Raw genomic sequence first — 23764 nt, forward strand, 5'->3', positions numbered from 1 at the left:
CGGGGCTTCTTTGTTTTCGGATCAGGCGCCGTTGTTGGTGCGGTTTCCCGGTAGAGACGGCCAGCGCCAATCGCGGATCTCGGGCATGTCCTCGCCGTGTTCGCGGATGTATTGCTCGTGCTCGATCAGGCGCTGTTCCATCTGCTGGCGCAGGTGGGCGCCGCGGACCTTGAGGCCGGGCACGCGCTCGATCGCGTCGATGACGAGATGAAAGCGATCGATCTCGTTCTTCACCGCCATGTCGAACGGCGTGGTGGTCGTGCCTTCTTCCTTGTAGCCGCGCACGTGCAGGTTGTGGTGGTTGGTGCGCCGGTAGGTCAGGCGGTGAATCAGCCACGGGTAGCCGTGATAGGCGAAGACCACCGGCCGATCGAGGGTGAAGAGCGAATCGAAGGCGCTGTCCGACAGACCGTGCGGGTGCTCGCTCTCGGGCTGGAGTTTCATCAGGTCGACCACGTTGACCACCCGCACGCGCAGTTCGGGCAGGTGGCGACGCAGCAGGTCGGTGGCGGCGAGGATTTCCTCGGTGGGCACGTCGCCGGCGCAGGCCATCACGACGTCGGGCTCCAGGCCGTCGTCGCTGCTGGCCCATTCCCAGATGGACACCCCGGCCGTGCAGTGCTTGATCGCCGCGTCCATGTCGAGATACTGGGGTTGGGGCTGTTTGCCGGCGACGATCACGTTGACGTAATCGCGGCTTTTCAGGCAATGGTCGGTTACCGACAGCAGGCAGTTCGCATCGGGTGGGAAGTAGACGCGGACCACGCTCGCCTTCTTGTTGACCACCAGATCGATGAAGCCTGGGTCCTGGTGCGAGAAGCCGTTGTGGTCCTGGCGCCAGACGTGGCTGGTCAGGAGGTAGTTGAGTGACGGCACCGGCGCTCGCCACGGGATGTCGCGGCTGGTATCCAGCCACTTGGCGTGCTGGTTGAACATCGAGTCGACGATGTGGATGAAGGCCTCGTAGCAGGCGAACAGGCCATGGCGGCCGGTCAGCAGGTAGCCCTCCAGCCACCCCTGGCAGGTGTGTTCCGAGAGGATCTCCATGACGCGCCCGCCGCGGTCGAGATGCTCGTCGGTGGGCAGGGTCTCGGCGTTCCAGGCCCGGTCGGTGACGGAGAAAACGTCGTCGAGCCGGTTGGATGACGTTTCGTCCGGGCCGAACAGGCGGAAGTTGCGCGAATCCTGGCTGCGTTCGATCACGTCGCGCAGGAAGCGGCCCATGGCGCGGGTCGATTCGGCCTGGGTCTGGCCCGGTGACTCGACGGCGATCGCGTAGTCGCGGAAGTCGGGCAGGTCGAGCGGCCGGCACAGGAGCCCGCCGTTGGCGTGCGGGTTGGCCGACAGGCGCCGGGCCCCGGTCGGGGTGCGGGCGGTCAGCCAGTCGAACGGCTGGCCGTTTTCGTCGAACAGTTCCTCCGGGCGGTAGCTCTTCATCCAGGATTCGAGGAGCTCGCGGTAGGACGCGTGTTCGCGAACATCCTTCATCGGGACCTGGTGGGAGCGCCAGGTATTCTCCACCGGCTTGCCGTCGACCGCCTCGGGGCCGGTCCAGCCCTTGGGCGTGCGCAGCACGATCATCGGCCAGCGTGGGCGGGTGGTGTCGCCCTCCTCGCGGGCGCGTCGCTGGATGGCGTGGATCTGGTCCAGGGCCCGATCGAGCGTTTCGATCATCGCCGGGTGCATGTGCCCGGGGTCCTCGCCGCTGACGAAATACGGCTGGTAGCCGTAGCCGCGCAGCAGCGCCTCGAGCTCCTCTTCCGGGATGCGGGCGAGCACCGTCGGGTTGGCGATCTTGTAGCCGTTGAGGTGCAGGATCGGCAACACGGCGCCGTCATGCACCGGGTCGAGAAACTTGTTCGAGTGCCAGGAGGTGGCCAGCGGGCCGGTCTCGGCCTCGCCGTCGCCCACCACCGCGCAGACGACCAGGTCCGGGTTGTCGAACGCCGCACCGAAGGCATGCGAGAGCACGTAGCCCAGCTCGCCGCCCTCGTGGATCGAGCCGGGCGTCTCCGGCGCGACGTGGGAGGGAATGCCACCGGGGAAGGAAAACTGCCGGAACAGGCGCTGCATGCCCGGCTCGTCGCGGCTGACGTGGGGGTAGACCTCGGAGTAGGTGCCGTCGAGCCAGGCGCTGGCCACCAGGCCCGGCCCGCCGTGGCCGGGGCCGGTGAGAAAGATCGCGTCGAGATCCCGTGCCGCGATCTGGTGGTTCATGTGCGCGTAGATGAAGTTGAGCCCTGGAGTGGTGCCCCAGTGGCCCAGCAGGCGCGGCTTGATGTGCGCGGGCGCCAGGGGCTCGCGCAGGAGTGGATTGTCGAGCAGATAGATCTGGCCCACGGACAGGTAGTTGGCCGCGCGCCAGAAACCGTCGATCGCCTTGATGTCGTTTTGCTGCATGACCGTGCCTCTCCGGGAATCGGGTTCGAGGGAAGGGCCTCCCCGGCTCGACATCAGAGCAGCCGGATATATCCAGCGTGTGTCAGTCGATCTCTTGTATCTGCCGGATCATCTCGCGCTCTTCGTCGGCGGGGACCACCCAGATGCCGGCCGGGCTGTGCGGTTGGTGCAGGGCACGTACCCCGGTGTCGTCGCGACGGTTGGCGTTCACGTCCAGCGCCAGCCCCATCACCCCCAGGCCCTCGCAGACCGATTCGCGTACCACGACGTCGTGCTCGCCGACCCCGCCGGTGAATACCAGGGCATCGAGTCGACCGAGGTTGACCAGGTAGCCGCCGAGGTAGTGACGGATGCGATGGATGTACATGGCCAGCGCGATGCTGGCCTCGTCGCTGCCTCGGTCGATGGCCTCGTGGATCTCGCGCATGTCGCGCGAGCCACACATCCCGAGCAGGCCGGATTCGTGGTTGAGCAGGTGGTCGACCTCGTCGCTCGACAGGCCGCCCCGGCGTTCGAGCACGCCGGGGATGGCCGGGTCGATGTCGCCGGCCCGCGTGCCCATCACCAGCCCTTCCAGCGGGGTCATGCCCATCGAGGTTGCGACGCTCCGCCCGCCGCGGATGGCGGTGACGCTTGCGCCGTTGCCCAGGTGCAGCACGATCAGGTTGAGTCGCGCCGGCGGGTGACCGGTCGCCTCGGCCAGGCGGCGCAGGGCGTGCGCAACGGACAGGCCGTGAAACCCGTAGCGGCGGATGCCGAGTTCGTCCCGGCACCAGGCGGGCAGGGCGTAGTCGCGTGCCTCGGGCGGCATGTCGCGATGAAAGGCGGTGTCGAACAGGGCGTACTGGGGCGTGTCCGGGAAGCGTTGCCCGGTGTGCTCGATGCAGGCGGCGGCGATGGGGTTGTGCAGCGGGGCGAGCGGTTCGATCTCGTGGAGCGCGTCGATCACCGACGGGTCGATCCGCGTCGGGGCAACGAAGCGGTCGCCGCCGTGCACCACGCGGTGGGCGATGCCGCGAAACGGCCCGGTCTCGCCGGGAGGCAGGGCGGTGAGCAACTCGTCGAGTGCGCGTGAATGCGCCACGCCGAGCGGTCCACCGCCATCACCGAGGTCTTCGGCCGTGACCGCGTGGGTCCGGTTGCCGCTCGCATCGAAGATCGCCAGCTTGAGCGAGGACGAGCCGGCATTGATTGCCAGCCAGCGCGCGTTGTCCGGCCCGTCTGTCGTCATCGATCCAGCCCTCTCCGTGAGCATGCGGCATTCGCCGCTGTCGGCAAGTGCCGGTACTTATCCTAGTCGGAAAAGTCCCGGCTTGTCAGCCACTTGTGTCAATCCTGCTGGCCGGGCACGAAAAAGGCGCGCCGTGTGGCGCGCCTTGCGTGTCGATTCCAAGCGGAATGGTGAGGCTGCGGTTACTCCGCGTTGCCTTCGGCCACCGCGTCCTGGATCGCCTTGAGGATCTTCTCGCCGCGCGGACCGGCCATCTCGACGTACTGGTCGAAGACCGGCTCGACGTTCTCGCGGAAGGCCTCGACCTGCTCGGGGGTCAGCTCGATGAACTCGATGTCGCTCTTGGACTTGATCTCCTCGGCCGCCTCGCGGTTGAGCGTCTTCTGCACGTCCCAGATGAACGGGTCGAGTTCCTTGACGGTTTCCTTGACGCTGGCCTGCATCTCTTCCGGCAGGCTCTCGAGGAAGCCCGGGCTCGTGATCACGGTGGAGACGAACTGGGCGTTACGCGCCTGGATCAGGTAGTCCTGGACCTCGTAGAAGCTCATGTCGCGGATGGCGAACATCGGCTGAGTCTGCGCATCGATCTGGCCGCGCTGCAGGCCGCCGTAGATTTCCGAGTAGGCCATCGGCTTCGGGTTGGCACCGTAGCCGTCCTCGTAGGTGGCCAGCAGCAGGTCGGAGGGCTTGACGCGGATCTTCACGCCCTCGAAGTCCTCGGGCTTGGTGATGGCCTTGTTGGCACTCCAGACCATCCAGCCCTCGGGGACGATCGACAACAGCTCGAGGCCCTTCTCGTTGTAGGCCGCGCCCAGCTCCTCGTAGACGACCGGGTTGGAGGCGAAGATCTCCTCGTTGACCGCGTCGTCCTGCGAGAACAGGAAGTGCAGGGTGAATGCCTGCGCCTCGGGGATGGTTGAGCCGACGTGCCCCGCCGAGGCGAACGCGAACTGCATGGTGTTGTTCTGGATCTGCTGGGTGATGTCCTGCGAGCTGCCCAGCGTGCCGTAGGGGTAGATCTTGACCTCGACGTTGTCGTGCGCGGCCTCGATCTCCTCCTTGAACTTCTCGGCGTATTGCCACTGCACGCCGCCCTTGGTCTCTTCCAGCGCGAAGCGCCAGACCTGCTCGCCCTCGGCGCTCTCCGCGCCGTCCTCGGACTGGCCGCAGCCGGACAGTGCCATGCCGGCGGCAATCGCCAGTGCACCCATCCAGAGCGTGCCCTTGTGAAGGAATCGTGTGCTTTGCATACCGTTCTCTCTCCCTGGGGTTTTGCTTGTCGTTCACGGTACAGCCGACCGGGCGCCGGCAAATCAGTCCCCAAGACCTTAGCACGTCCGCCGGCCTGCCCGTTGGACAGGCAAAGACGGGCGCGACTACACTGAAACGCTGAGGCCGGGCGGCATCGAGCGGTCGTCCGGACCGCGTCAATCGACGACATCCCGGGGCGCGCGCGTCTCGCTTGACCAGGGGAACACCAATGCCCGAAGTGCAGGGAAAGCTGTCCCGGTCGTGGCCGGGGCGGGCGCTGATCCGCCTCGACTGGCTGATCGGCTGGATCGAGAACATCATCCTTTCCGGCGCCATCCTGCTGATGGCCAGCATCAACATCGCCAACGTCCTGGGCGACAACCTGCTGAAACAGGGTCTGCCGTTCGCCGGCGAGATCAACCAGGCCCTGCTGGTGATCATCACCTTCGTCGGGGTGGCAAAGGCCGCGCGCCACGGGCGCAACATCCGCATGTCGGCGATCTACGACCAGCTCCGCGGACGCTGGCGCAAGGGCGCCAACCTGATCATCACCACCGGCTCGGCGGCGGTGATGTTCTATCTCGCCTACTACGCGGTGATCTACGAGGCGCAGGTGCGATCGATCGGGCAGGCCACCCCGTCGCTGGGCATCCCCATCTGGATTCTCTACCTGCTGGTGCCGATCGGGCTGTTTCTCGCCGGCCTGCAGTACCTGCTGACCACGGTGCGCAACCTGACCTCGAAGGAGCTGTACCGCTCGTTCATGGAGCGCGAGGTCTACGAGGAGGCCGATCTCAATGCCGCCGAGGGCGCCGAGCATCGCGATGACTCGAGCATCGATCCGAGCAAGGAGGCCCGCTGATGCTCACCCTCATGTTCATCCTGATGTTCCTGCTGCTCCTGATGGGGTTTCCCATGATGGTGCCGCTGGTCGTGGGCGCCCTGGCGCTGCTGCTGGTCTCGTTCCCGGACGTGGGGCCGAACCAGATCGTCCAGCAGATGATCGGCGGGGTGCGCCCGTCGGTGCTGGTGGCCGTGCCGATGTTCATCCTCGCCGCCGACATCATGACCAAGGGACACACGGCCAATCGCCTGCTCGACCTGGTCCGGGCGTTCATCGGCCACCGTCGCGGCGGCCTGCCGATCACCACCGCCGTGACCTGCACGCTGTTCGGGGCAGTCTCCGGCTCCACGCAGGCCACCGTGGTGGCGATCGGTAGCGCACTGCGCCCGAAGATGCTCAAGGCGGGGTACAAGGACAGTTTCACGCTGGCGTTGCTGGTCAATTCCTCGGACATCGCCCTGCTGATCCCGCCGTCGATCGCGGCGATCATCTACGGGGTGGCGGCGAACGTGTCGGTGGGCGAGCTGTTCATCGCCGGCATCGGCCCCGGCGTGGCGATCATGCTGATGTTCTCGCTCTACAGCTGGTACGTCGCGCGGCGGTGGGGTATCCCGCCGGAGGAGCGGGTCGGCTGGGCCGGGCGGTTCAAGGCGATGCGCGGGGCGATCCTGCCGATGGGCTTTCCGGTGGTCGTGCTCGGCGGCATCTACTCGGGGCTGTTCAGTCCCACCGAGGCCGCGGCGATGTCGGTGCTCTACGCGGTGATCCTGGAGATGATCATCTACCGCTCGATCAAACTCTCCGACCTGCCGGGCATTGCGCTCTCGACCGGTCTGATCACCGCGGTGGTGTTCATCCTGGTCGGCGCGGGCCAGGCATTCTCCTGGGTCATCTCGCTGGCGCAGATTCCCTCGGAAATCCTCGGCCCGATCCTCGACCAGGTCGCTGCCAACCCGACCTACCTCCTGATCCTGATCGCGGTGTCCTACTTCGTCGCCTGCATGTTCGTCGACCCGATCGTGGCGATCTTCGTGCTCACGCCGATCTTCATGCCGGCGATCCAGGCCTCGGGCGTTGACCCGGTGCTGGTGGGCACGCTGGTGGTGTTGCAGTCGGCGATCGGCTCGGCCACCCCGCCGTTCGGCTACGACATCTTTACCGCCATGGCGGTGTTCCGACGACCGTACATGGACATCGTCCGGGGCACCCCGCCGTTCATCATCATGCTGATCACGATGACGGTGCTCCTGATCTCCTTCCCGCAGATCGCGCTGTTCCTGCGCGATCTCGCCTTCTACTGATCGCCGGAAAGGTGCCGCGGCTGGCGGCCTAAGGAATCTCTGCACGAATCGATAGTGCCTCTGGCTCGCGGGTTTGTTCGCAATCGAGGCGCCGGGCCGAAGGCGGGCTCATTGCCCGTCGAGGGCCGGCAACGACGAGTGCGGGCAAACCCGCGAGCCCCGCACGGGCGGGCCGCCAAGGGCCCATCTGCGGCGTTGCGGCGCTTGCGAATGGCGACGGCCATTCACGGCGCACCGCGCCTTGCATCTAGACCCTTGGCGGTCCCGCAGAGACACTATCGATTCGTGCAGAGATTCCCTAACCGCCGGTCGGCCTCGGCCAGCCGCTCGGGGGTGCCCACGTCGAGCCAGTCGCCGCGATGATGCTGCGCACAGCCCTGTCCCTGCGCGATCGCCTCGCGCAGCAGCGGGCCCAGTGCCCGTCGCCCAGGTGCCAGGTGGGTGAACAGCGCGCTGTCGAACAGGCCAACGCCGGCATAGGTCAGCGCCTGGCCCGAGGCCTCCACCAGCCGACCGGTCGGGTCGATGCCGAAGTCGCCTGCCGGGTTGTGCTCCGGGTTGTCGACCAGCACCAGGTGAAAACGGCAATCGTCCGGCAGCGCGAGTGCGGCGAGCGCGGCATAGTCGATATCCGAGAGCACGTCGCCGTTGATCAGCACGAAGCGTTCACCCAGCCGGTCGAGTGCGGCGCGGATGCCGCCGGCGGTCTCCAGCGCCTGATCGGCCCGTTCGCCTTCCACCGAGTACTCGATGCTCAACCCCCAGCGCTCGCCCGAGCCCAGGTGCTCGCGGATGCGGTGGCCGAGATGAGCGAGGTTGATCACCACCCGGTCGATGCCGGCGGCGGCCAGGCGCTCGAGGTGATGCTCGATCAGCGGCTTGCCGCCCACCTCGATCAACGGCTTGGGCGTGTGGTCGGTCAGCGGACGCAGCCGCTCGCCGCGCCCGGCGGCGAGGATCATGGCCGTCGCGGTGGTCGTGGGATTACTCACGGATATTCTCCGGCTCCAGTCCGGCGATCAGCTCGCGCAGCGGCTCGAGCCCCGGGGCCCGATCGAGCGCCCACTGCAGGTGGCGCCAGGTGAGCGGCAGGTCGTCGAGGTAGCCATGCTTGCCGTCGCGGCGGCTCAGGCGGGCGAAGATGCCCAATACCTTGAGGTGGCGCTGCACGGCCACCCAGGCGAAATCCTCGACAAACGCCGCCCGGTCGATGTCCGTCAGGCCGGCCTGGCGCGCCTGCGCCCAGAAGGCGTCGATCTCGGTCTCCACCCAGTCGCCCGGCCAGTCGATGTACGAATCGCGCAGCAGCGAGACCAGGTCGTAGGCCAGGGGGCCGGCGACCGCGTCCTGGAAATCGATGATCGCCCACGCCCCGTCGCGACACATCAGGTTGCGGCTGTGGTAATCCCGGTGGACGAACACCGGCGGCATGGCGGCAAGCCGCTCGGCGATCGTGTCGCGCAGCCCCTGCCACTGGGCGTGCTGGGCGGGCGACCAGTCGGCGGCCAGGTGCCCGGCGCGGTACCACTCGTCGAACAATTGCATCTCGGTGGTCAGCCGCCCGGTGTCGAAGGCGGGCAGGCCGTCGCGTGCGACGCTCGCCAGCGGGATCAGCTGGGCCCGGCAGTTGGTCAGGGCCTGCGCGCGATCGACGCTGCGGGCGTCGGCTTGCCAGGAGAACAGCGTTTGGTGGCCGAGGTCGTCGAGCAGCAGGAAACCGCCCTCGAGATCGCGGGCGTGAATGCGCGGCACCGGCAGGCCCGCTTCTTCCAGGCGTGCCTGCACGTCGAGAAACGCATCCAGCGGCTCCTTGTCCGGCGGCGAGTCCATCACGATCAGACTCTGGCCGTCGGGCCCGCTCGCGCGCCAGTAACGACGATTGCTGGCATCGCTGGATGCGGCGTGCAGATCGCCGAAGCCCGTCACCGACCGGTCGAGAAAGCGGCGGGCGAGATCGCGTCTGGGGTCGGCGGCGATGTCGGGCATCGGTGGCGTTTCCTGTGTCATTCGTGAATGGTCGGGCACGTGGTCGGATCGTCCCTGCAAGACGCCCTCGTTGCGTCAATACTGTGACCCTACCCATGCTGACAACGCCCGAGATTCTACCTGCCCGGGTCGTCCATCCGCATCTGCCACCCGAGAGGTCCGTTATGCGACACCGTATTCGATCCCCGCACCAACCCCGTGAATGGGAGGTCACCGACCCGCGCCTGGCCATGGACCGCCGAGCGCGGCGGACGTTCCTGCGTTCGATGGTCGGTGCCGGCGCGGCACTGGCCCTGCCCGGCTGCGGTCGTGCCGACGAGGGCAAGCCATTGGCCGAGCAGCTGACCGAGAAGGAGGCCATCACCGGCTACAACAACTACTACGAGCTGGGCACCGGCAAGACCGACCCGAGACGCAACGCCGACGCGCTGGCCGCCCTGATCGACCGGCTTTCGCCCTGGGAGTTCGAGGTCGACGGGCTGGTCGCCCGCCCCGGGCGATTCAGCATGGACGACCTGGTCGGCCTGCAGGCCCCGGAGGAGCGCATCTACCGCATGCGCTGCGTCGAGGGCTGGTCGATGGTGATTCCCTGGGAGGGTGTCCCCTTGAAGGCGCTGCTCGATCGGGTGGAGCCGATGGCCGATGCCCGTTTCGTCCGCTTCGAGACGGTCTATCGCCCGGAAAGCCCGCTGCCCGGTCAGACGCGCGCGGTGCTCGACTGGCCCTACGTCGAGGGCCTGCGCCTCGACGAGGCGATGCACCCGTTGACCTTGCTCGCGACCGGCATCTACGGCGAACCACTGACGCCGCAGAACGGCGCGCCGGTGCGACTGGTCGTGCCCTGGAAGTACGGTTTCAAGGGCGGCAAGTCGCTGGTGCGCATCAGCCTCGTGCACGAGCAGCCCACCTCGAGCTGGACGGCGGCGGCCCCGCGCGAGTACGGCTTCTACGCCAACGTGAATCCGAACGTCGACCACCCGCGCTGGTCCCAGGCGACCGAGCGGCGCATCGGGGACTGGGGACGGCGCGACACGTTGATGTTCAACGGCTATGCCGAGGAGGTGGCCCACCTCTACCAGGGCATGGACCTCAAGAAACACTACTGATGGCCGCGCGTCGTCCCTGGCTGGCGAATCGTCCGGCGTGGTGGCTGCTCTTTCTCGCCCAGCTGGCGCCGTTGGGGTATCTCGCCTGGGCGATCCCGACGCATCAACTCGGCTACGAGCCGGTGGTCGACAGCCTGCGCTTTCTGGGCGACACCGCGCTCTACCTGCTGTTGATCGGGCTGGCGGTCACGCCGATTCAGCGCCTGTGGCCGCGCCTCGGCCTGATCGACTACCGACGGATGGTCGGGTTGTATGCCTTTGTCTACGCGAGTCTGCACGTCCTGCTCTGGCTGGTCGTCGATCGGCAACTCGATCTCGCCGCGATCTGGGAAGACGTGGTCGAACGTGAGCACATCACCTTCGGGGTGATCGCCTTCCTGCTGCTGGTGCCATTGGCGATTACCTCGACGCGCGGCTGGATGCGGCGTCTGGGCCGGCGCTGGAAGCAACTGCATCGGCTGGTCTATCCGGCCGCGGCGCTCGTGGTGCTGCATTACTTCCTCTCGGTGAAGTTCGACACCCGCACGCCGCTCGTGCTGGCCGGCGTGTTGCTGTTGCTGTTCCTGGCCCGTCCCGTCACCCGATGGCTGGTGGTGATGCGTCGGTGGCCGGATTGAGTATTAGAAACTCCTTATGCCAAGATAAGCCCCAGTGACTGGTGCGCCAGGAATCGAGCAATCGTGGGAGGACAAGGCATGAAATTGACGGTCATCGGTGCGGGCTTCGGGGCGTTGACGGCGGTACGTCGCCTGCGGCGCCTGCGCCCGCAGGCGGAAATCACCCTGGTCGCCCCCGAGCCCACCTTCCAGTACTACCCCAGCCTGATCTGGGTGCCCGCGGGGATTCGTCGGCGCGAGGACATCCTGTTCGACATCCGCCCGCTACTCGAGCGCCTCGACGTGCGGTTCCACGCCGGGCGGGTCACCGGGGTCAGCGATGATGGCCGACGGGTGATCACCGACGCGGGCGAGGTCGAGAACGACGGCCTGATCGTCGCCAGCGGCGGTCGTTTCATCAAGAAGCTGCCCGGCATCGAGCACGCCATCACGCTGTGCGAGGGCATCGATGCCGCCGAGGCGATTCACGACCGGCTCGGCGAGATGGACGGCGGCACCATCGCCATCGGCTTTGGTGGCAACCCCAAGGAGCCGGCGGCCGTGCGCGGCGGACCCATGTTCGAGCTGCTGTTCGGCATCGACCGCCTGCTGCGCCAGCAGGGGCGTCGCGACCAGTTCAAGCTGGTGTTCTTCAACCCGTCGCCGCGGCCGGGCAACCGCCTGGGCGAGTCGGCGGTCGACCGCCTGCTCGACCGGATGAAGAAATTCGACATCGAGACCCACATCGGCGCCAAGCCGCAGCGCTTCGAGGCCGATCGCGTGGTCACCGAGAAGGGCGAGTTCGCCGCCGACCTGATCCTGTTCATGCCGGGCATGACCGGGCCGGCGTGGCTCGAGAACGCGCCGTTCCCGACCTCGCCGGGCGGCATGATCGAGGCCGACGAGCACGCGCGGGTCAAGGGCGCGGACAAGGTCTATGTGGCCGGCGATTCCGGCAGCTACCCGGCGCCCGACTGGGCGCCCAAACAGGCGCACATGGCCGATCTCCAGGCGGTGGCCGCCGCCGAGAACCTGGTGGCCGAGCTCGACGGCCAGCCGGCCGAACGCACCTTCAAGTGGGAACTGGTCTGCGTGATGGACATGCTCGATCGGGCGACCCTGGTGTTCCGCAACGAGAAGCGTCAGTTCGTCACCCCGCCGTGCCGCTTGCTGCACTGGGCGAAGCGATTCTTCGAGTGGTGGTACCTGCGCGACCTGCGTCGCTAAGGAAGGTCTGCACGAATCCGATGCCACTCCGGCTTGGCGAGCGCGTGGCGGGCGGGCGCAGACGCGACCGCCCGTTTTGCGCTAGGCTTGCAGCCGTTTCCCGACCGCCCGGCGGCGGTCGGAGTGATTCCAACGGGGGCGCCGCCTTGTCACTGATCCGCCTGTTCTTCCAGTTGTTGTTCCTGCGTGCCGGCCCCGAGGACATGCCCGCGGGCCATCAGCCCCTGCTGATCGCGGTGGGGTTCTACCTCGTCGTGGGTGTGCTGCTCGACATCGCGGTCACGGGCGAGGGGCAGAGCGGCCTGGGCGGTGGCTTGGGCGGCGGCCTGTTGCTGCTTGCCGCCGACGCGGCGGTGCTGGTCGCCTACTCGGCGGGGCTGGCGATGCTGCGCGACCATCGCGCCCGCATCCCGCAGATGCTCACCGCCCTGTTCGGCGCCACGGCCATGCTCGGCCTGGTGGCCTGGCCGCTGGTGGTGATGCAGCCGACCGGGGCCGAGGCCGCGGACATCGACACGCAACTGGGTCTGTGGTCGGTGCTGATGATCGCCCTGTTCGCCTGGAACCTGGTGGTGCTCGGGCAGATCTACCGACGCACGCTGGAGTTCGGCGCGGCGATCGGCGTGCTCACCGCGCTGGGCTATTTCATCCTCAGCTCGCTGGTTTACATGACCCTCGCGGTGCAGTTGCTGCCCGGCGAGGCGGGGTTGCCGTCATGAGGTGCTTGTGGACTTAACTGAAAAACGACTGCACATCCTCGGCATCGCCGGCACCTTCATGGGGTCGCTGGCCCTGCTGGCGCGCGAGATGGGTTACCAGGTGTCCGGGCGCGACCACGCCATCTACCCGCCGATGAGCGACCAGCTCGCCCGCGCGGCCATCGCGGTGGAAACCGACATGGAGGCGCCGCTGCCCGAGGATGCCGAGATCATCGTCGGCAACGTGATGCGCCGCGACATGCCGGTGATCGATCAGCTCCTGAACGGCTTTTACCGCTTTCGCTCCGGGCCGCAGTGGCTCGGCGAGGAGGTGTTGTCGCAGCGGTTCGTGCTGGCCGTCTCCGGCACCCACGGCAAGACCACCACCAGCTCGATGGTCGCGCACATCCTCGATGCGGTCGGCATGGCGCCGGGGTTCCTGATCGGCGGGGTACCGGGCGGGTTCGGCGTCAGTGCCCGGCTGGGCGAGACGCCGTTCTTCGTCATCGAGGCCGACGAGTACGACACGGCCTTCTTCGACAAGCGCTCGAAGTTCCTCCACTACCGCCCGCGCGGTCTGGTGATCAACAACCTCGAGTTCGATCACGCCGACATCTTCGATGATCTTGCCGCAATCGAGCGCCAGTTTGCCCACCTGCTGCGGCTGGTGCCGGGGCAGGGCAAGGTGATCGCCCCGCTGGGCGAGCCGGCCATCGACCGGGTAATCCGGCAGGGTGTCTGGTCGCCGGTCGAGCGGCTCGCCGAGCAGCCCGCTCCCGGCGCCGACTGGTGGCAGGAGGGCGGCGAGCTGTTCTGCGAAGGCACGTCGCTCGGGCGGCTGCCCGATTCCATCCAGGGCGCGCACAACCGCCGTAATGCCATGGCCGCCGTGGCGTTGGCGCGTTTCGCCGGGGTGCCGGCCGCCGAAGGGCTGGCGGCGCTGGCGGACTTCGGCGGGGTCGCCCGACGCCTCGAGCTCAAGGGCGAGGCCGGCGGGGTGCGTGTGATCGACGATTTCGCCCACCACCCGACCGCGATCGAGGCGACGCTTGCCGCCGTGCGCGAACAGATGCCGGCCGGCGCCCGATTGATCGCGGTGCTCGACCCACGCTCGAACACGATGCGTGCCGGGGTGCACGCCGGACGCCTGGCCGGCGCCCTGGCCGCGGCCGATCGGATCTACGTGCACGCGCCGAATGATCTCGCCTTCGACCCCGCCGAGGCCCTCGCCGACCTGGGCGACCGGCTGGCCGTGGCCGAATCGGTCGAGGCGCTGCTCGAGACCGTGATGACCGAGGCCCGCCCCGGCGACTGGGTGATCTCGATGAGCAACGGTGGCTTCGGCGGCTTCCCGGCTCGGCTGGTCGACGCGCTGCGCGAGGTGGCGGCATGAGGCGTCGCGGGGAGACCGAGCACGTGGTGCTGGCGATGACCGGGGCCTCGGGGCTGCCCTATGCGCTGCGCCTGCTCGAGTGCCTGATCGCGGCGAATTGCCGGGTGAGCCTGATCGCCTCGAAGGCCGCCCACGCCGTGGCGGCACTCGAGCTCGACGAGCCGTTCCCGGCCCGACATGACGCGCTGGCCGCCGAGCTGGGCGGGCGCTTTGGCGCCGCCGAGGGGCAGGTGACCGGCTTCGCCCGCCAGGACTGGACCGCGCCGTTCGCCTCGGGCTCCAACCCGCCGGACGCGATGGTGGTCTGTCCCTGCACCACCGGCACGCTCGGGGCGATCGCCAACGGCCTGTCGGACTCGCTGATCGAGCGCACCGCCGACGTCTGCCTGAAGGAGCGCCGCGATCTGGTGATCGTGCCGCGCGAGGCGCCGCTGACGGCGATCGCGCTCGCGCAGATGACGCGACTGGCCGAGCTGGGCGCCGTGATCCTGCCGCCGTCGCCGGCCTTCTATCATCGCCCGCAGACGATCCAGGACCTGATCGATTTCACCGTCGCGCGCATCCTCGACCAGATCGACGTGCCGCACGAGCTGCATGCCCGTTGGGGCGAGCGGGATGGCGGCTGAACAACGCCTCGCGCTGTTCCCGTTGCGGACGGTGCTGTTCCCCGCCGGCCACCTGCCGCTGCGCCTGTTCGAGGCGCGCTACCTCGATCTCCTGCGCGAGTGTCTGCGCGAGGATCGCCCCTTCGGCGTGGTGCGCATCACCGCCGGCAGCGAGGTGGGGCTGGAAGACGGGCCGCCGTCGATCGCCACCGTCGGCACCACCGCGCGGGTCGTGGACACCACGGCGCTGCCCGGCGGCCTGTTGGGGGTGCGGGTGCTGGGCGAGCGGCGCTTTCGCGTCCTCGAGCACGCGGTGGATGCGCGCGGCGTGGTCCGCGCCCGGGTTGAATTCCTTGAGGACGCCCCCAACTCGGGCGACTCGATGCCGGGTGAATCCAGCCTCGGCGACCGTCGCGAGGTCCGGGTTGACGTCCTGGTCGACGCCCTGGCGCGTCTCGACCCCGAGTTGCTCGAGGGTGAGCGAGGCGTGCCGGGTGTCGCCTGGCTGTGTCATCGGCTGGCCGAACGCCTGCCAGTGGGCCTTGCCGCCCGCCAGTCGCTGCTTGAATGCGACAATCCCCGGGCGATGCTCGAGCGCGTCGAGGCCTGGCTTGGCAAAGAGCGCTGACGGGTCGCCCGGCGGGTAACCCGAACAACACGATTTCGTGACCCGGTGCGACCGGGTCGACATGCGGCCGGCCCTTGGGCTGGCATGATCCAAAGGTGTCTTTATGACCGTTCATACCGCGACCGCGGACAACCTCGAAGGCCTTCTCAAGGACAACGACATCCTGCTGCTGGATTTCTGGGCGCCCTGGTGCGGTCCGTGCCAGTCGTTCGGCCCGATCTTCGAGCAAGCGGCCGAGGCCAACCCGGAGGTCGGCTTTGCCAAGGTGAACACCGAGGAAGAGCAGGCGATCGCCGGTCACTTCCAGATCCGCTCGATTCCGACGCTGATGGTGTTTCGCGAGCAGGTCCTGCTGTTCAACCAGGCCGGTGCCTTGCCGCGCAACGCGCTCGACGAGCTGATCACCAAGGTCAAGGACCTCGATATGAACGAGGTGCGCGCCGAGGTGGAGAAGGCCGAAGCCGAGGCCAAGGGCGAGTGATCCCCGCGCGGCCGATCCGTCGGTCCGCTGACCGGCCCGGCGAGGTCGGGCGGCGATGATCTCGGTCATCCTGCAGATGGCCGGGACCATCGCCCTGGGCCACATCTGGCGCTACCTGCCGTTGGGCGGGTGGAGCGCCGACCGCGCCCGCGGGGCCCTGACCTCCTCGGTCTACTACCTGTTCCTGCCGGCGCTGGTGTTCGCGGTGCTGTGGCGCGCGCCGCTGGGCGTGGACACCCTGCGCATCGCCGGCACGGCCGCCGTGGCGGTGATCGGCTCGCTGATGCTGATGTATGCCGTCGGGCGGGTGATGCCGCTGACCCGGCCGCAGTTCGGCGCGCTGCTGCTGGCAGCGAGCTTTCCCAACGCGACCTACATGGGGCTGCCGTTGCTCGACAGCCTGTTCGGCGATGCCGGCCAGGCGGTCGCGATCCAGTACGACCTGTTCGCCTGCACGCCGCTGCTGCTGTCGGTGGGCATCCTGCTCGCCGCGCGCTTCGGCGACAGCGACGAGGAGGTCCACCCGGTCAAGACCCTGCTCAAGGTGCCGCCGCTGTGGGCGGCGGTCGCCGGTGCCGGGCTCAACTTGGCCGGCGTGCCGCAGCCCGACTGGGCGGCCGAGTGGCTCGACCGTCTCGGTGCGGCCGTGGTGCCGATCATGCTGGTCGCGCTCGGCATGAGCCTGCGGCTGGAGACACTGACCGGCCGACAACTGCTGACCGTCAGCCCGGCGGTGGCCATCCAGCTGCTGTGGATGCCGCTGGTCGCGCTGGGATTCGCGCTGGCGGTCGGCACCAGCGGGCAGACGCTCACCGCCGTGGTGCTGGAGGGCGCGATGCCGGTGATGGTGCTCGGGCTGGTGCTCTGTGACCGCTTCGGTCTGGATACCGGCCTCTACGCCACCACGGCAAGCGCCTCGACCCTGCTGGCGCTGCTGACCATTCCCTTCTGGCATGGCGTGGCGATCTAAGGAAACTCTGCACGAATGCCATACCGCTCTGCGCGCCTTGAGCCGGGCAGGTGCAAGGCGCTCGTCCGCCGCGGAAGGGTGATTCCTTTTCCAAGGACGACAACGCAGCATATGCCCGGCTCAAGGCGCGCCCGGCGGGGCTTGGCGAGTCGCCCGTGCTCCGCGTTGCGATGCCTTGACGTGGCCACCGGCACGCCGGCGACATCGCGCCTTGATCACGAACGACTCGCCAAGCCAGAGTGGCATGGCATTCGTGCAGAGTTTCCCTAACGGAGGACTGACGAGATGAGTGACGAACAGCAAGCGGCCACCCCCGCGGTGGAAAAGGACCGGGTGGTGCGCGTGTACCACGTCATGCGCGATGACGATGGCGCCATCCTCGCCGACAGCCGCGTCGACGGCTTCGAGTACATCCACGGTCACGGCAACCTGATCCCGGGGCTGGAGGCGGCGCTTGAGGGGCACGTCGAGGGCGACGAGATCGAGGTGACCGTCGAGCCGGAGCAGGCCTACGGGTTGCATGACCCCGAGGGCGTGGTCGAGGTGCCGCGCGAGCGCATCGAGGCGCAGGCCGAGCTCGCGCCGGGCAACATGGTCCAGGCCCATGGCCCCGAGGGGCGCATCGAGATGCTGATCCTCGAGGTGGGCGACCAGACCGTTAAGGTCGACCTCAACCACCCGCTGGCCGGTTTTCGCCTGCACTTCACCGCCCGGGTCGGTGCCATCCGGGATGCGCACGCGGACGAGATCAAGCACGGCCGGGTCCATCCCGGTGGTCACCACCTGATGACCAGTGATTCCTCGGTGCCCGATCTGCCGGGCCACGAGTCGAACCAGGAGTCCTGATGAGCCAGTCCGCAGCCGTCGCCCAAGCCACCGTCCAGGCCGCCCCCCGGAACGTCTCCGGGGTCGAGCCGTTCTACCGGATCGAGTTTTCCGGCTATCAAAGCCGCTACCTCGATGTGACCCTGCGCCTGCCGGCCAGCGACCAGGGCTATCGCCTGAGCCTGCCGGCATGGATCCCGGGTAGCTACCTGGTGCGTGACTTCGCTCGCCACCTGGTCGGCAAGCACGCCGAGGACGCCCGCGGTCGGCGCGTGGCGATCACCCCGGTCGACCAGCAGACCTGGGATCTTGCGCCCAGTGACGCGGCGGTCGCGGTCCACTACCGGGTCTACTGCGCGGATTTCTCGGTGCGCAGCGCGCACGTGGATTCGAGTCACGTGTTCTTCAACGGCACCAGCGTCTTCCTGCGGGTGCACGGCGCCGAACAGGCGCGCCACGAGGTGGTGATCGACGGCCGCGATCTGCCCGGGGACTGGTGCGTGGCGACCACCCTGCCGGCGATCGCCGTCGACGAGCGTGGCTTCGGCGATTTCGCCGCGGCCGGCTACGAGGCCCTGATCGATCACCCGGTCGAGATCGCCGACTTCGTCGAGCGCCAGTTCACGGCCGGCGGCGTGCTGCATCGGATGGTGTTCACCAACGCCTTACCCGAAACCGACTTCGACCGGATCGCCAGCGATGTCGCGCGCATCTGCGAGACCGAGATCGAGCTGTTCGACGGCGCGCCGTTCGACGAGTACCTGTTCTTGGTCGCGCTCGACGAGTCGGGGTTTGGCGGGCTCGAGCACCGCGACTCGACTGCCCTGATTTTCCCTCGCGGCCACCTGCCGTCGGTGACCGCCGGCGGGGTGAGCAAGGAATATCAGCGTTTCCTGAGCCTCTGCGCGCACGAGTACTTCCACAACTGGAACGTCAAGCGGATTCGACCGGCGGCCTTTGCCGGCCTGCCGCTTGATCGTCCGGCACACACGCGCCTGCTGTGGGTGTTCGAGGGCTTCACCAGCTACTTCGACGACTGGCTGGTGCGCCACGTCGGGTTGATCGACGAGACCCAATACCTCGCCGCGCTCGAGGAGACGATCAACCGCGCCATGCGCGGCAAGGGCTGGTCGCGTCAGACGCTGGAGGAGTCGAGTTTCTACGCCTGGACGCGCTTCTACCAGCAGGACGCCAACGCGGTGAACGCGATCGTCAGCTATTACACGCGCGGGGCGATCGTGGCGCTGATGCTGGATCTGATGCTGCGCGAGCGCGGCGCGAGCCTGATGGACGTGATGCGGCGCCTGTGGGAGCACCACGGCGAGGAGCCGCTGGCCGAAGGCGAGCGGGTCGAGGCGCTGATCGAGGAGGCCATGGGCGAGCCGATGGCTGCGTTCTTCGACCGGGCGTTGCGCTCGACGGAAACGCTCGATGTCGCCGGGCTGCTGGCGCGCGTCGGCGTGGCCATGGTCCCGCGCGCCGAGCAGGCCGGGCCGGACGCGGGTGTCCGGGTCGACCAGCGCGACCCGCAGGCCGCGCGCGTCGCGCTGGTGTTCGAGGATCGCCCGGGCGCGGCGGCGGGTCTGGCGGTCGACGATCGCATCATCGCCATCGACGGCTTTGCGGTGAACGGCGCCAACTGGGCCGAGCGCATCGCGCGTCATCGCGCCGGCGATCGACTGGCCCTGCACGTCTTCCGCCAGGGGCGGCTGCTGACGATGACGCTGACCCTGGCGCCGGAATGCCTCAATCAGCACCGGCTCGAGCGCGCCGCGGGGGACATAAAGACCGAGGCGCGTTTCGCCGACTGGCTGGCGCCCCGTGCCACGACGGCCTGAAATCGGCCCTAGTCGATCGGCTGGCCGTCGAGCTGCGGCTTGTCCACGTCCGCCCAGGCCGGGATCAGGGCAATTTCGACGCGTCGGTTGAGCGCGCGGTTGGCGTCGCTGTCATTGGGCGCGATGGGGTTGTTCTCCCCCATGCCGCGCGCCGAGAGGCGATCGGCATCGATGCCCTGGTCGCGTAGCGACATCAGCACGCTCACGGCCCGGGCGGCCGACAGGTCCCAGTTGGAACGGAACCGACCCGAGCGGATCGGCACGTCGTCGGTGTAGCCGGTGACCACGATGCGGTCGTCGCTGTCGACCAGGTCGTCGGCGATCCGGTCGACCACCGGCTCGAAGGCCCGTTGCATGTCCGCGCTGCCTGATGGGAACGAGGCATTTTCCTTGATGCGGATGATGACCGTGTCGTCGGTGGTCTCGATCTCGATGTCGCCGGCGGCGATCGCATCGCTCATGGTCGAGCGCAGCTCGGCGGCGCGCTCGTCGAGCTGCTGGCGGCGCAGGTCCTCGAGTGCTCGTGCGCTTTGTTGGTGGGTATCCGCGGTGGGCGGGGCGTCGAGCTCGATCAGCTGGGTGGGGGGCGGCCCCTCGATCGTGCTGTCGGGGTCGGCGGCCCCGGGGGCGAGTTCCACCGCCGATTCGCCAGGGGCGGCGGTGCGCTCGGTGGGCAAGCTGCCAAACGAGTTGCGCAGTGTCTCGGCGACCGCCTTGTAACGCTCGACGTCGACCACCGAGATCGACAGCATCAGCACGAAGAAGGTCAGCAGCAGCGTGACCATGTCGGCGTAGGTGGTCAGCCAGCCGCCGGAACTCCCCACCTTGCGTCGACGGGCGCGTGCCATGGCTCAGTCGTCCTCCTGGCGTTCGCGGCTGGGCAGGAAGGTCTCCAGCAGGCCGCGCAGGATGCGCGGGTTGACGCCGTCCTGGATGCCGCGGATGCCTTCCAGGATCAGGCGCTGCTCGCGGGACTCCTGCGTGGCGCGCATCTGCAGTTTGGTCATGATCGGCAGGGCGATTGCCTGGGCAATCACCGCGCCGTAGAAGGTGGTCAGCAGGGCAGTGGCCATGGCCGGGCCGATGGTCGACGGGTCATCGAGCGAGCTCAGCATCTGCACCAGGCCCACCAGGGTGCCGATCATCCCCATCGCCGGGGCGACGTCGTAGATGCTCTTGAACATCTGCACCCCGCCGTCGTGGCGTTCCTCGGAAAGCTCGATGTCGCGGTCGAGGGTGCGCTCGATCACCTCCATCGGCTGGCCGTCGACGATCATGCGCACGCCCTTTTCCATGAAGGGATGGCTGATCTCCTGGTCTTCGAGTGCCAGGGCGCCGTCATGTCGCGCGATCTGGGACAGCTCCTCGATCTCGTCGATCAGCCCGGTCAGGCTATGCTGCCGGTCGAGGAAGGCCTGCTTGATCACGCCGAACGAATGGATGAACTGGCGGAAGGTGATCATCGCCAGCGTGATCGACAGGGTCCCGCCGATCACGATCAGCGCGCCGGGAATGCTGATGAAACCCAGCGGGTACTGGCCCAGGGCGATCGCGATGATCACGACGCCCAGTGCCGAGACGATGCCGATGATGGTTGCTTTGTCCAAGGGGCTCCTCAGGGATTCGTTCCGAAGATCAACGGGATAGGATGCGCGCCGGCGGGCCGTTGCTCCGGGGTGTTTCGGATTGGCGCGGTGGCCTCGTTCTCCCGGCCCGAGCCAGTATAATCGGGCCCGATTCGCAAAACTTGAGCGTTCCCGGGGTCCAGCCCGGGTGCGTCGGTCCAGACACGATCCATCCTCCGCCCGCCTTCCCGGGGCCCGTCATGCATTGCGACGTCGTGCTCGATTTCGGTTCGCTCGTCCCGCGCCTCCAGCGTTTGGCCGCGCGGCGTGGCTGGCTCCTGGCGGCCGAGGCGCGGGTCGATTCCACCAACCAGCGCGTCCGCGCGCTGCTCGAGTCGGACGACGGCGCGAGCCGGCCGGTCGTTGCCATCGCGGCCGAGCAGACTGCCGGGGTCGGCCGGCGCGGGGCGCGCTGGCTGAGCACCCCGGGCGACGGGCTGTGGTTCTCGCTGGCGGTGCCGGCCGAGACCAGGTTATCCGCGGCCCCGCCGGGGCTCGCGTTGGCCGGATGTCTCGCGGGGGTGCTGGTTCGCCACGAGGTGCCGGCGACGGTCAAGTGGCCCAACGACCTGTATCTCGGCGAGGGCAAGCTCGGTGGGCTGATGATCGAACGCGGCCGCTTCGGCGGCGAGCTCTATTGGCTGGCGGGCGTGGGAATCAACTGGCGCCAACCGCCCGGGGCGATCGAGGCGGCGTACCCCCCTGCGGCCCTTGCGGACCTGGGCGATCGCTGGGGTGGGGATTCGATCGCGCTGGCAAGCGCCCTGGTCGAGGCGGCCGTGGGCCTCATGCGGCGCCCTGTCGACTGGCCGGCCGAACTGGCGCGCCTGTCGCGAGCGCACCACGCCTTCGGCCAGACGGTGGTGGTGGAGCGAGCCGACGGCGGGCGCGAGATCGGTACCGCCGGCGCCATCGGCTCGAACGGCAACCTGGCGGTCACGCGGGCCGACGGCAGCGTGATCCGCGCCGGCGCACACGACCGGGTGCGATTGCTTGCCGGGCGCGCCTGAGAGCAGAGATTCACGATTGACTGTAAGGAAGGCTTGACCCTGTGAACTGTTATATCGATGCGGGCAACAGCCGGATCAAGGCCCATCTCGCGCGTCGGAGCCAGAAGGACGTCGAGCCGGCGATGATCGACTGGCCACCGGCGACCGAGCCAGACGCCGTCGGCGCGTTGGCCACCCGGCTCGAGCCTTTGCTGGTCGACGAGAAGGGGCGCTCGCCGAAGCAGATCGTGCTCGCCTCCGTGGTCGAGGACCGACGGCGGGAATGGCTGGAGACCGCGATTGCCGAGATCTGTCCCCAGGCGCAATGCCGTTGGCTGACCGTGCCGCGCAAGTGCTGCCACGTGCGCGTGGCCTACGAATCGCCCGAGGGGCTTGGCATCGATCGCTTCTGCGCAATGATCGAGGCCCACGCCCGCCATGGCGACCGGCCGCTGGCGGTCATCAACGCGGGCACGGCCATCACGCTGGACGTGCTCGGCGCCGACGGCCAGCACCTCGGCGGCCTGATCCTGCCGGGGTGGCGCGCCCAGCTCGAGGCCCTGCGCGTGACCACGCCCGCCCTGGGGGCGGCGGTCGAGTCGCTCGAGACGGGCGAGGGGGGTGCCGTATCCGCAGAGATCCCCGAGGCAACGCGGCGCCTCGGTCTGGGTGCCGATACCGCCACCGCCATCGAACTGGGGCGTCACTGGCTGCTGGCCTCCGGGGTCAACCAGATGCTCGCGGTGTGGCAAGAACGGCTTGCCGACGAGGGCGAACTGTTGGCCGTGCTGTCGGGGGGCGATGCCGGACGCCTGGTCGATCTCATCGATCCGGCGATCGAGCGACGGGTCGAGGACGACCTGGTGCTGTCGGGCGTGGTGCGGTTGGCGCGGGCGCGTCGCTAAGGCGACGAAGCGACGGGGCGTGCGATGCACGGCTTGGCAAAGCACCACCGCTGTGCGTAAAATGCGCGCCCATTGCCGGCTTAGCTCAGTTGGTAGAGCAACCGCCTTGTAAGCGGTAGGTCGTGAGTTCGAGTCCCACAGCCGGCACCAGAGGAAGGACGCCCGTGAAACCCCGTTTCGCGGGCGTTGGCAGGCATCACGATGCGCGCCCAAGTCGTGATGCCCAAGTCCTGGGCCGGGTGTTGACAGCCCGGTCCTTTTTGTGAAGAATGGCGCGCTTCCCGGGTGGGGTACCCAAGCGGTCAACGGGAGCAGACTGTAAATCTGCCGGCTCAGCCTTCGCAGGTTCGAATCCTGCCCCCACCACCAGACAAGACGAATCTCGCAACCGCTTGCGGGATTCAAACGGTCTGCGGGTGTAGTTCAATGGTAGAACCTCAGCCTTCCAAGCTGATGACGTGGGTTCGATTCCCATCACCCGCTCCAGTCCTGTGACCCGGGTCGTCAGACCGGGGTCCGGAACGGACCGACGCGACCCGTTCGCGGGTCGCATCTGTTGTTAGAGATTGCGTCGGCGGCACGCCGTCGACTCATGCTTTGCTCATGTAGCTCAGTTGGTAGAGCACGTCCTTGGTAAGGACGAGGTCACCGGTTCAAATCCGGTCATGAGCTCCACATTCCCATTTGCTTGTCCCGGTTGGCGGAGGATGCGATGTCTAAGGAAAAGTTCGAACGTAGCAAGCCGCACGTAAACGTCGGCACGATCGGTCACGTAGACCACGGCAAGACCACGCTGACCGCGGCGATCACGCACGTGATGTCCTCCACCTACGGTGGCCAGGGCATGGCGTTCGACCAGATCGAC

Annotated in this window: 23 protein-coding genes and 4 tRNA genes; 20 read left to right on the forward strand and 7 right to left on the reverse strand. The window is 68.0% G+C overall.

Annotated elements, in window-relative coordinates:
* Positions 1-21: 21 nt before the first annotated feature.
* The 3 genes from FAZ79_RS07490 to dctP all read right to left on the reverse strand — a co-directional run bounded on the left by FAZ79_RS07490 (position 22) and on the right by dctP (position 4881).
* A complete protein-coding gene (locus FAZ79_RS07490) occupies positions 22-2400 on the reverse strand; it encodes a phosphoketolase family protein (RefSeq protein WP_136867357.1) in 2379 nt (792 codons plus the stop codon).
* An 82-nt stretch (positions 2401-2482) separates the two neighbouring features.
* Positions 2483-3631: an acetate/propionate family kinase gene (locus FAZ79_RS07495; RefSeq protein ID WP_169303640.1), complete on the reverse strand. Its 1149-nt coding sequence runs from the start codon at positions 3629-3631 to the stop codon at positions 2483-2485.
* 182 nt (positions 3632-3813) lie between these two features.
* The gene (gene dctP, locus FAZ79_RS07500; protein ID WP_136867359.1) at positions 3814-4881 is read right to left on the reverse strand and encodes a TRAP transporter substrate-binding protein DctP; all 1068 of its coding nucleotides are present in this window, start codon (positions 4879-4881) and stop codon (positions 3814-3816) included.
* A 230-nt stretch (positions 4882-5111) separates the two neighbouring features.
* Between dctP and FAZ79_RS07505 the strand changes: the two genes are divergently transcribed.
* Positions 5112-5744, forward strand: coding sequence for a TRAP transporter small permease (locus FAZ79_RS07505; protein ID WP_136867360.1), 633 nt, complete (start codon positions 5112-5114; stop codon positions 5742-5744).
* Positions 5744-7027: a TRAP transporter large permease gene (locus FAZ79_RS07510; RefSeq protein WP_136867361.1), complete on the forward strand. Its 1284-nt coding sequence runs from the start codon at positions 5744-5746 to the stop codon at positions 7025-7027. The genes FAZ79_RS07505 and FAZ79_RS07510 overlap by 1 nt, the downstream gene beginning before the upstream one ends.
* Positions 7028-7302: 275 nt before the next feature.
* Here FAZ79_RS07510 and murU read toward each other — a convergent pair whose 3' ends face one another.
* A complete protein-coding gene (gene murU / locus FAZ79_RS07515) occupies positions 7303-7989 on the reverse strand; it encodes an N-acetylmuramate alpha-1-phosphate uridylyltransferase MurU (RefSeq protein ID WP_136867382.1) in 687 nt (228 codons plus the stop codon).
* A 22-nt stretch (positions 7990-8011) separates the two neighbouring features.
* A complete protein-coding gene (locus tag FAZ79_RS07520) occupies positions 8012-9013 on the reverse strand; it encodes a phosphotransferase (RefSeq protein WP_169303641.1) in 1002 nt (333 codons plus the stop codon).
* A gap of 164 nt (positions 9014-9177) precedes the next feature.
* Between FAZ79_RS07520 and msrP the strand changes: the two genes are divergently transcribed.
* The 11 genes from msrP to FAZ79_RS07575 all read left to right on the forward strand — a co-directional run bounded on the left by msrP (position 9178) and on the right by FAZ79_RS07575 (position 19380).
* On the forward strand, positions 9178-10119 hold the full coding sequence (gene msrP, locus FAZ79_RS07525) for a protein-methionine-sulfoxide reductase catalytic subunit MsrP (RefSeq protein WP_136867363.1): 942 nt from the start codon (positions 9178-9180) through the stop codon (positions 10117-10119).
* Positions 10119-10736 carry a protein-methionine-sulfoxide reductase heme-binding subunit MsrQ gene (locus tag FAZ79_RS07530; protein WP_136867364.1) on the forward strand — a complete coding sequence of 206 codons (618 nt, stop codon included), beginning with the start codon at positions 10119-10121 and terminating at the stop codon, positions 10734-10736. The genes msrP and FAZ79_RS07530 overlap by 1 nt, the downstream gene beginning before the upstream one ends.
* A gap of 78 nt (positions 10737-10814) precedes the next feature.
* Positions 10815-11942 (forward strand): FAD-dependent oxidoreductase, encoded by a 1128-nt coding sequence (locus tag FAZ79_RS07535; protein WP_136867365.1) that lies wholly within the window; start codon positions 10815-10817, stop codon positions 11940-11942.
* A gap of 146 nt (positions 11943-12088) precedes the next feature.
* On the forward strand, positions 12089-12661 hold the full coding sequence (locus FAZ79_RS07540; RefSeq protein WP_136867366.1) for a hypothetical protein: 573 nt from the start codon (positions 12089-12091) through the stop codon (positions 12659-12661).
* A gap of 7 nt (positions 12662-12668) precedes the next feature.
* Complete coding sequence (gene mpl, locus FAZ79_RS07545) at positions 12669-14033, forward strand: UDP-N-acetylmuramate:L-alanyl-gamma-D-glutamyl-meso-diaminopimelate ligase (protein WP_282097232.1); 1365 nt, start codon at positions 12669-12671, stop codon at positions 14031-14033.
* Positions 14030-14659 carry a flavin prenyltransferase UbiX gene (locus FAZ79_RS07550; RefSeq protein WP_136867367.1) on the forward strand — a complete coding sequence of 210 codons (630 nt, stop codon included), beginning with the start codon at positions 14030-14032 and terminating at the stop codon, positions 14657-14659. The genes mpl and FAZ79_RS07550 overlap by 4 nt, the downstream gene beginning before the upstream one ends.
* Positions 14649-15266 carry an LON peptidase substrate-binding domain-containing protein gene (locus tag FAZ79_RS07555; protein WP_169303642.1) on the forward strand — a complete coding sequence of 206 codons (618 nt, stop codon included), beginning with the start codon at positions 14649-14651 and terminating at the stop codon, positions 15264-15266. The genes FAZ79_RS07550 and FAZ79_RS07555 overlap by 11 nt, the downstream gene beginning before the upstream one ends.
* A gap of 103 nt (positions 15267-15369) precedes the next feature.
* Positions 15370-15747, forward strand: a complete 378-nt coding sequence (trxA, locus tag FAZ79_RS07560) for a thioredoxin (protein ID WP_136867369.1) — start codon at positions 15370-15372, stop codon at positions 15745-15747.
* Positions 15748-15802: 55 nt separating this feature from the next.
* Positions 15803-16717, forward strand: coding sequence for an AEC family transporter (locus FAZ79_RS07565; protein ID WP_136867370.1), 915 nt, complete (start codon positions 15803-15805; stop codon positions 16715-16717).
* 285 nt (positions 16718-17002) lie between these two features.
* A complete protein-coding gene (locus FAZ79_RS07570) occupies positions 17003-17563 on the forward strand; it encodes a peptidylprolyl isomerase (protein ID WP_136867371.1) in 561 nt (186 codons plus the stop codon).
* Entirely contained in the window at positions 17563-19380 is a 1818-nt protein-coding gene (locus FAZ79_RS07575) for a PDZ domain-containing protein (protein WP_136867372.1), read from the forward strand. The genes FAZ79_RS07570 and FAZ79_RS07575 overlap by 1 nt, the downstream gene beginning before the upstream one ends.
* Before the next feature lie 8 nt (positions 19381-19388).
* On the opposite strand, the gene FAZ79_RS07580 is transcribed toward FAZ79_RS07575, so the two are convergent.
* Positions 19389-20228 carry a flagellar motor protein MotB gene (locus tag FAZ79_RS07580; protein ID WP_136867373.1) on the reverse strand — a complete coding sequence of 280 codons (840 nt, stop codon included), beginning with the start codon at positions 20226-20228 and terminating at the stop codon, positions 19389-19391.
* Between the two features lie 3 nt (positions 20229-20231).
* On the reverse strand, positions 20232-20987 hold the full coding sequence (locus tag FAZ79_RS07585) for a MotA/TolQ/ExbB proton channel family protein (protein ID WP_136867374.1): 756 nt from the start codon (positions 20985-20987) through the stop codon (positions 20232-20234).
* A 218-nt stretch (positions 20988-21205) separates the two neighbouring features.
* On the opposite strand from FAZ79_RS07585, the gene FAZ79_RS07590 reads away from it, so the two are divergent.
* The 7 genes from FAZ79_RS07590 to FAZ79_RS07620 all read left to right on the forward strand — a co-directional run.
* Entirely contained in the window at positions 21206-22015 is an 810-nt protein-coding gene (locus FAZ79_RS07590) for a biotin--[acetyl-CoA-carboxylase] ligase (RefSeq protein ID WP_169303643.1), read from the forward strand.
* 41 nt (positions 22016-22056) lie between these two features.
* A complete protein-coding gene (locus tag FAZ79_RS07595) occupies positions 22057-22899 on the forward strand; it encodes a type III pantothenate kinase (protein ID WP_136867376.1) in 843 nt (280 codons plus the stop codon).
* A gap of 74 nt (positions 22900-22973) precedes the next feature.
* A tRNA-Thr gene (locus FAZ79_RS07600) sits at positions 22974-23049 on the forward strand.
* 134 nt (positions 23050-23183) lie between these two features.
* A tRNA-Tyr gene (locus tag FAZ79_RS07605) sits at positions 23184-23268 on the forward strand.
* A 43-nt stretch (positions 23269-23311) separates the two neighbouring features.
* A tRNA-Gly gene (locus tag FAZ79_RS07610) sits at positions 23312-23385 on the forward strand.
* A 113-nt stretch (positions 23386-23498) separates the two neighbouring features.
* Positions 23499-23574: transfer RNA gene (locus tag FAZ79_RS07615), tRNA-Thr, on the forward strand.
* A gap of 37 nt (positions 23575-23611) precedes the next feature.
* Positions 23612-23764, forward strand: a 153-nt coding sequence (locus FAZ79_RS07620; RefSeq protein WP_247709524.1) for a GTP-binding protein, incomplete at its 3' end; no start/stop codon positions are given.

Source organism: Guyparkeria sp. SB14A, from assembly GCF_005096345.1.
Taxonomy (GTDB): Bacteria; Pseudomonadota; Gammaproteobacteria; order Halothiobacillales; family Halothiobacillaceae; genus Guyparkeria; species Guyparkeria hydrothermalis.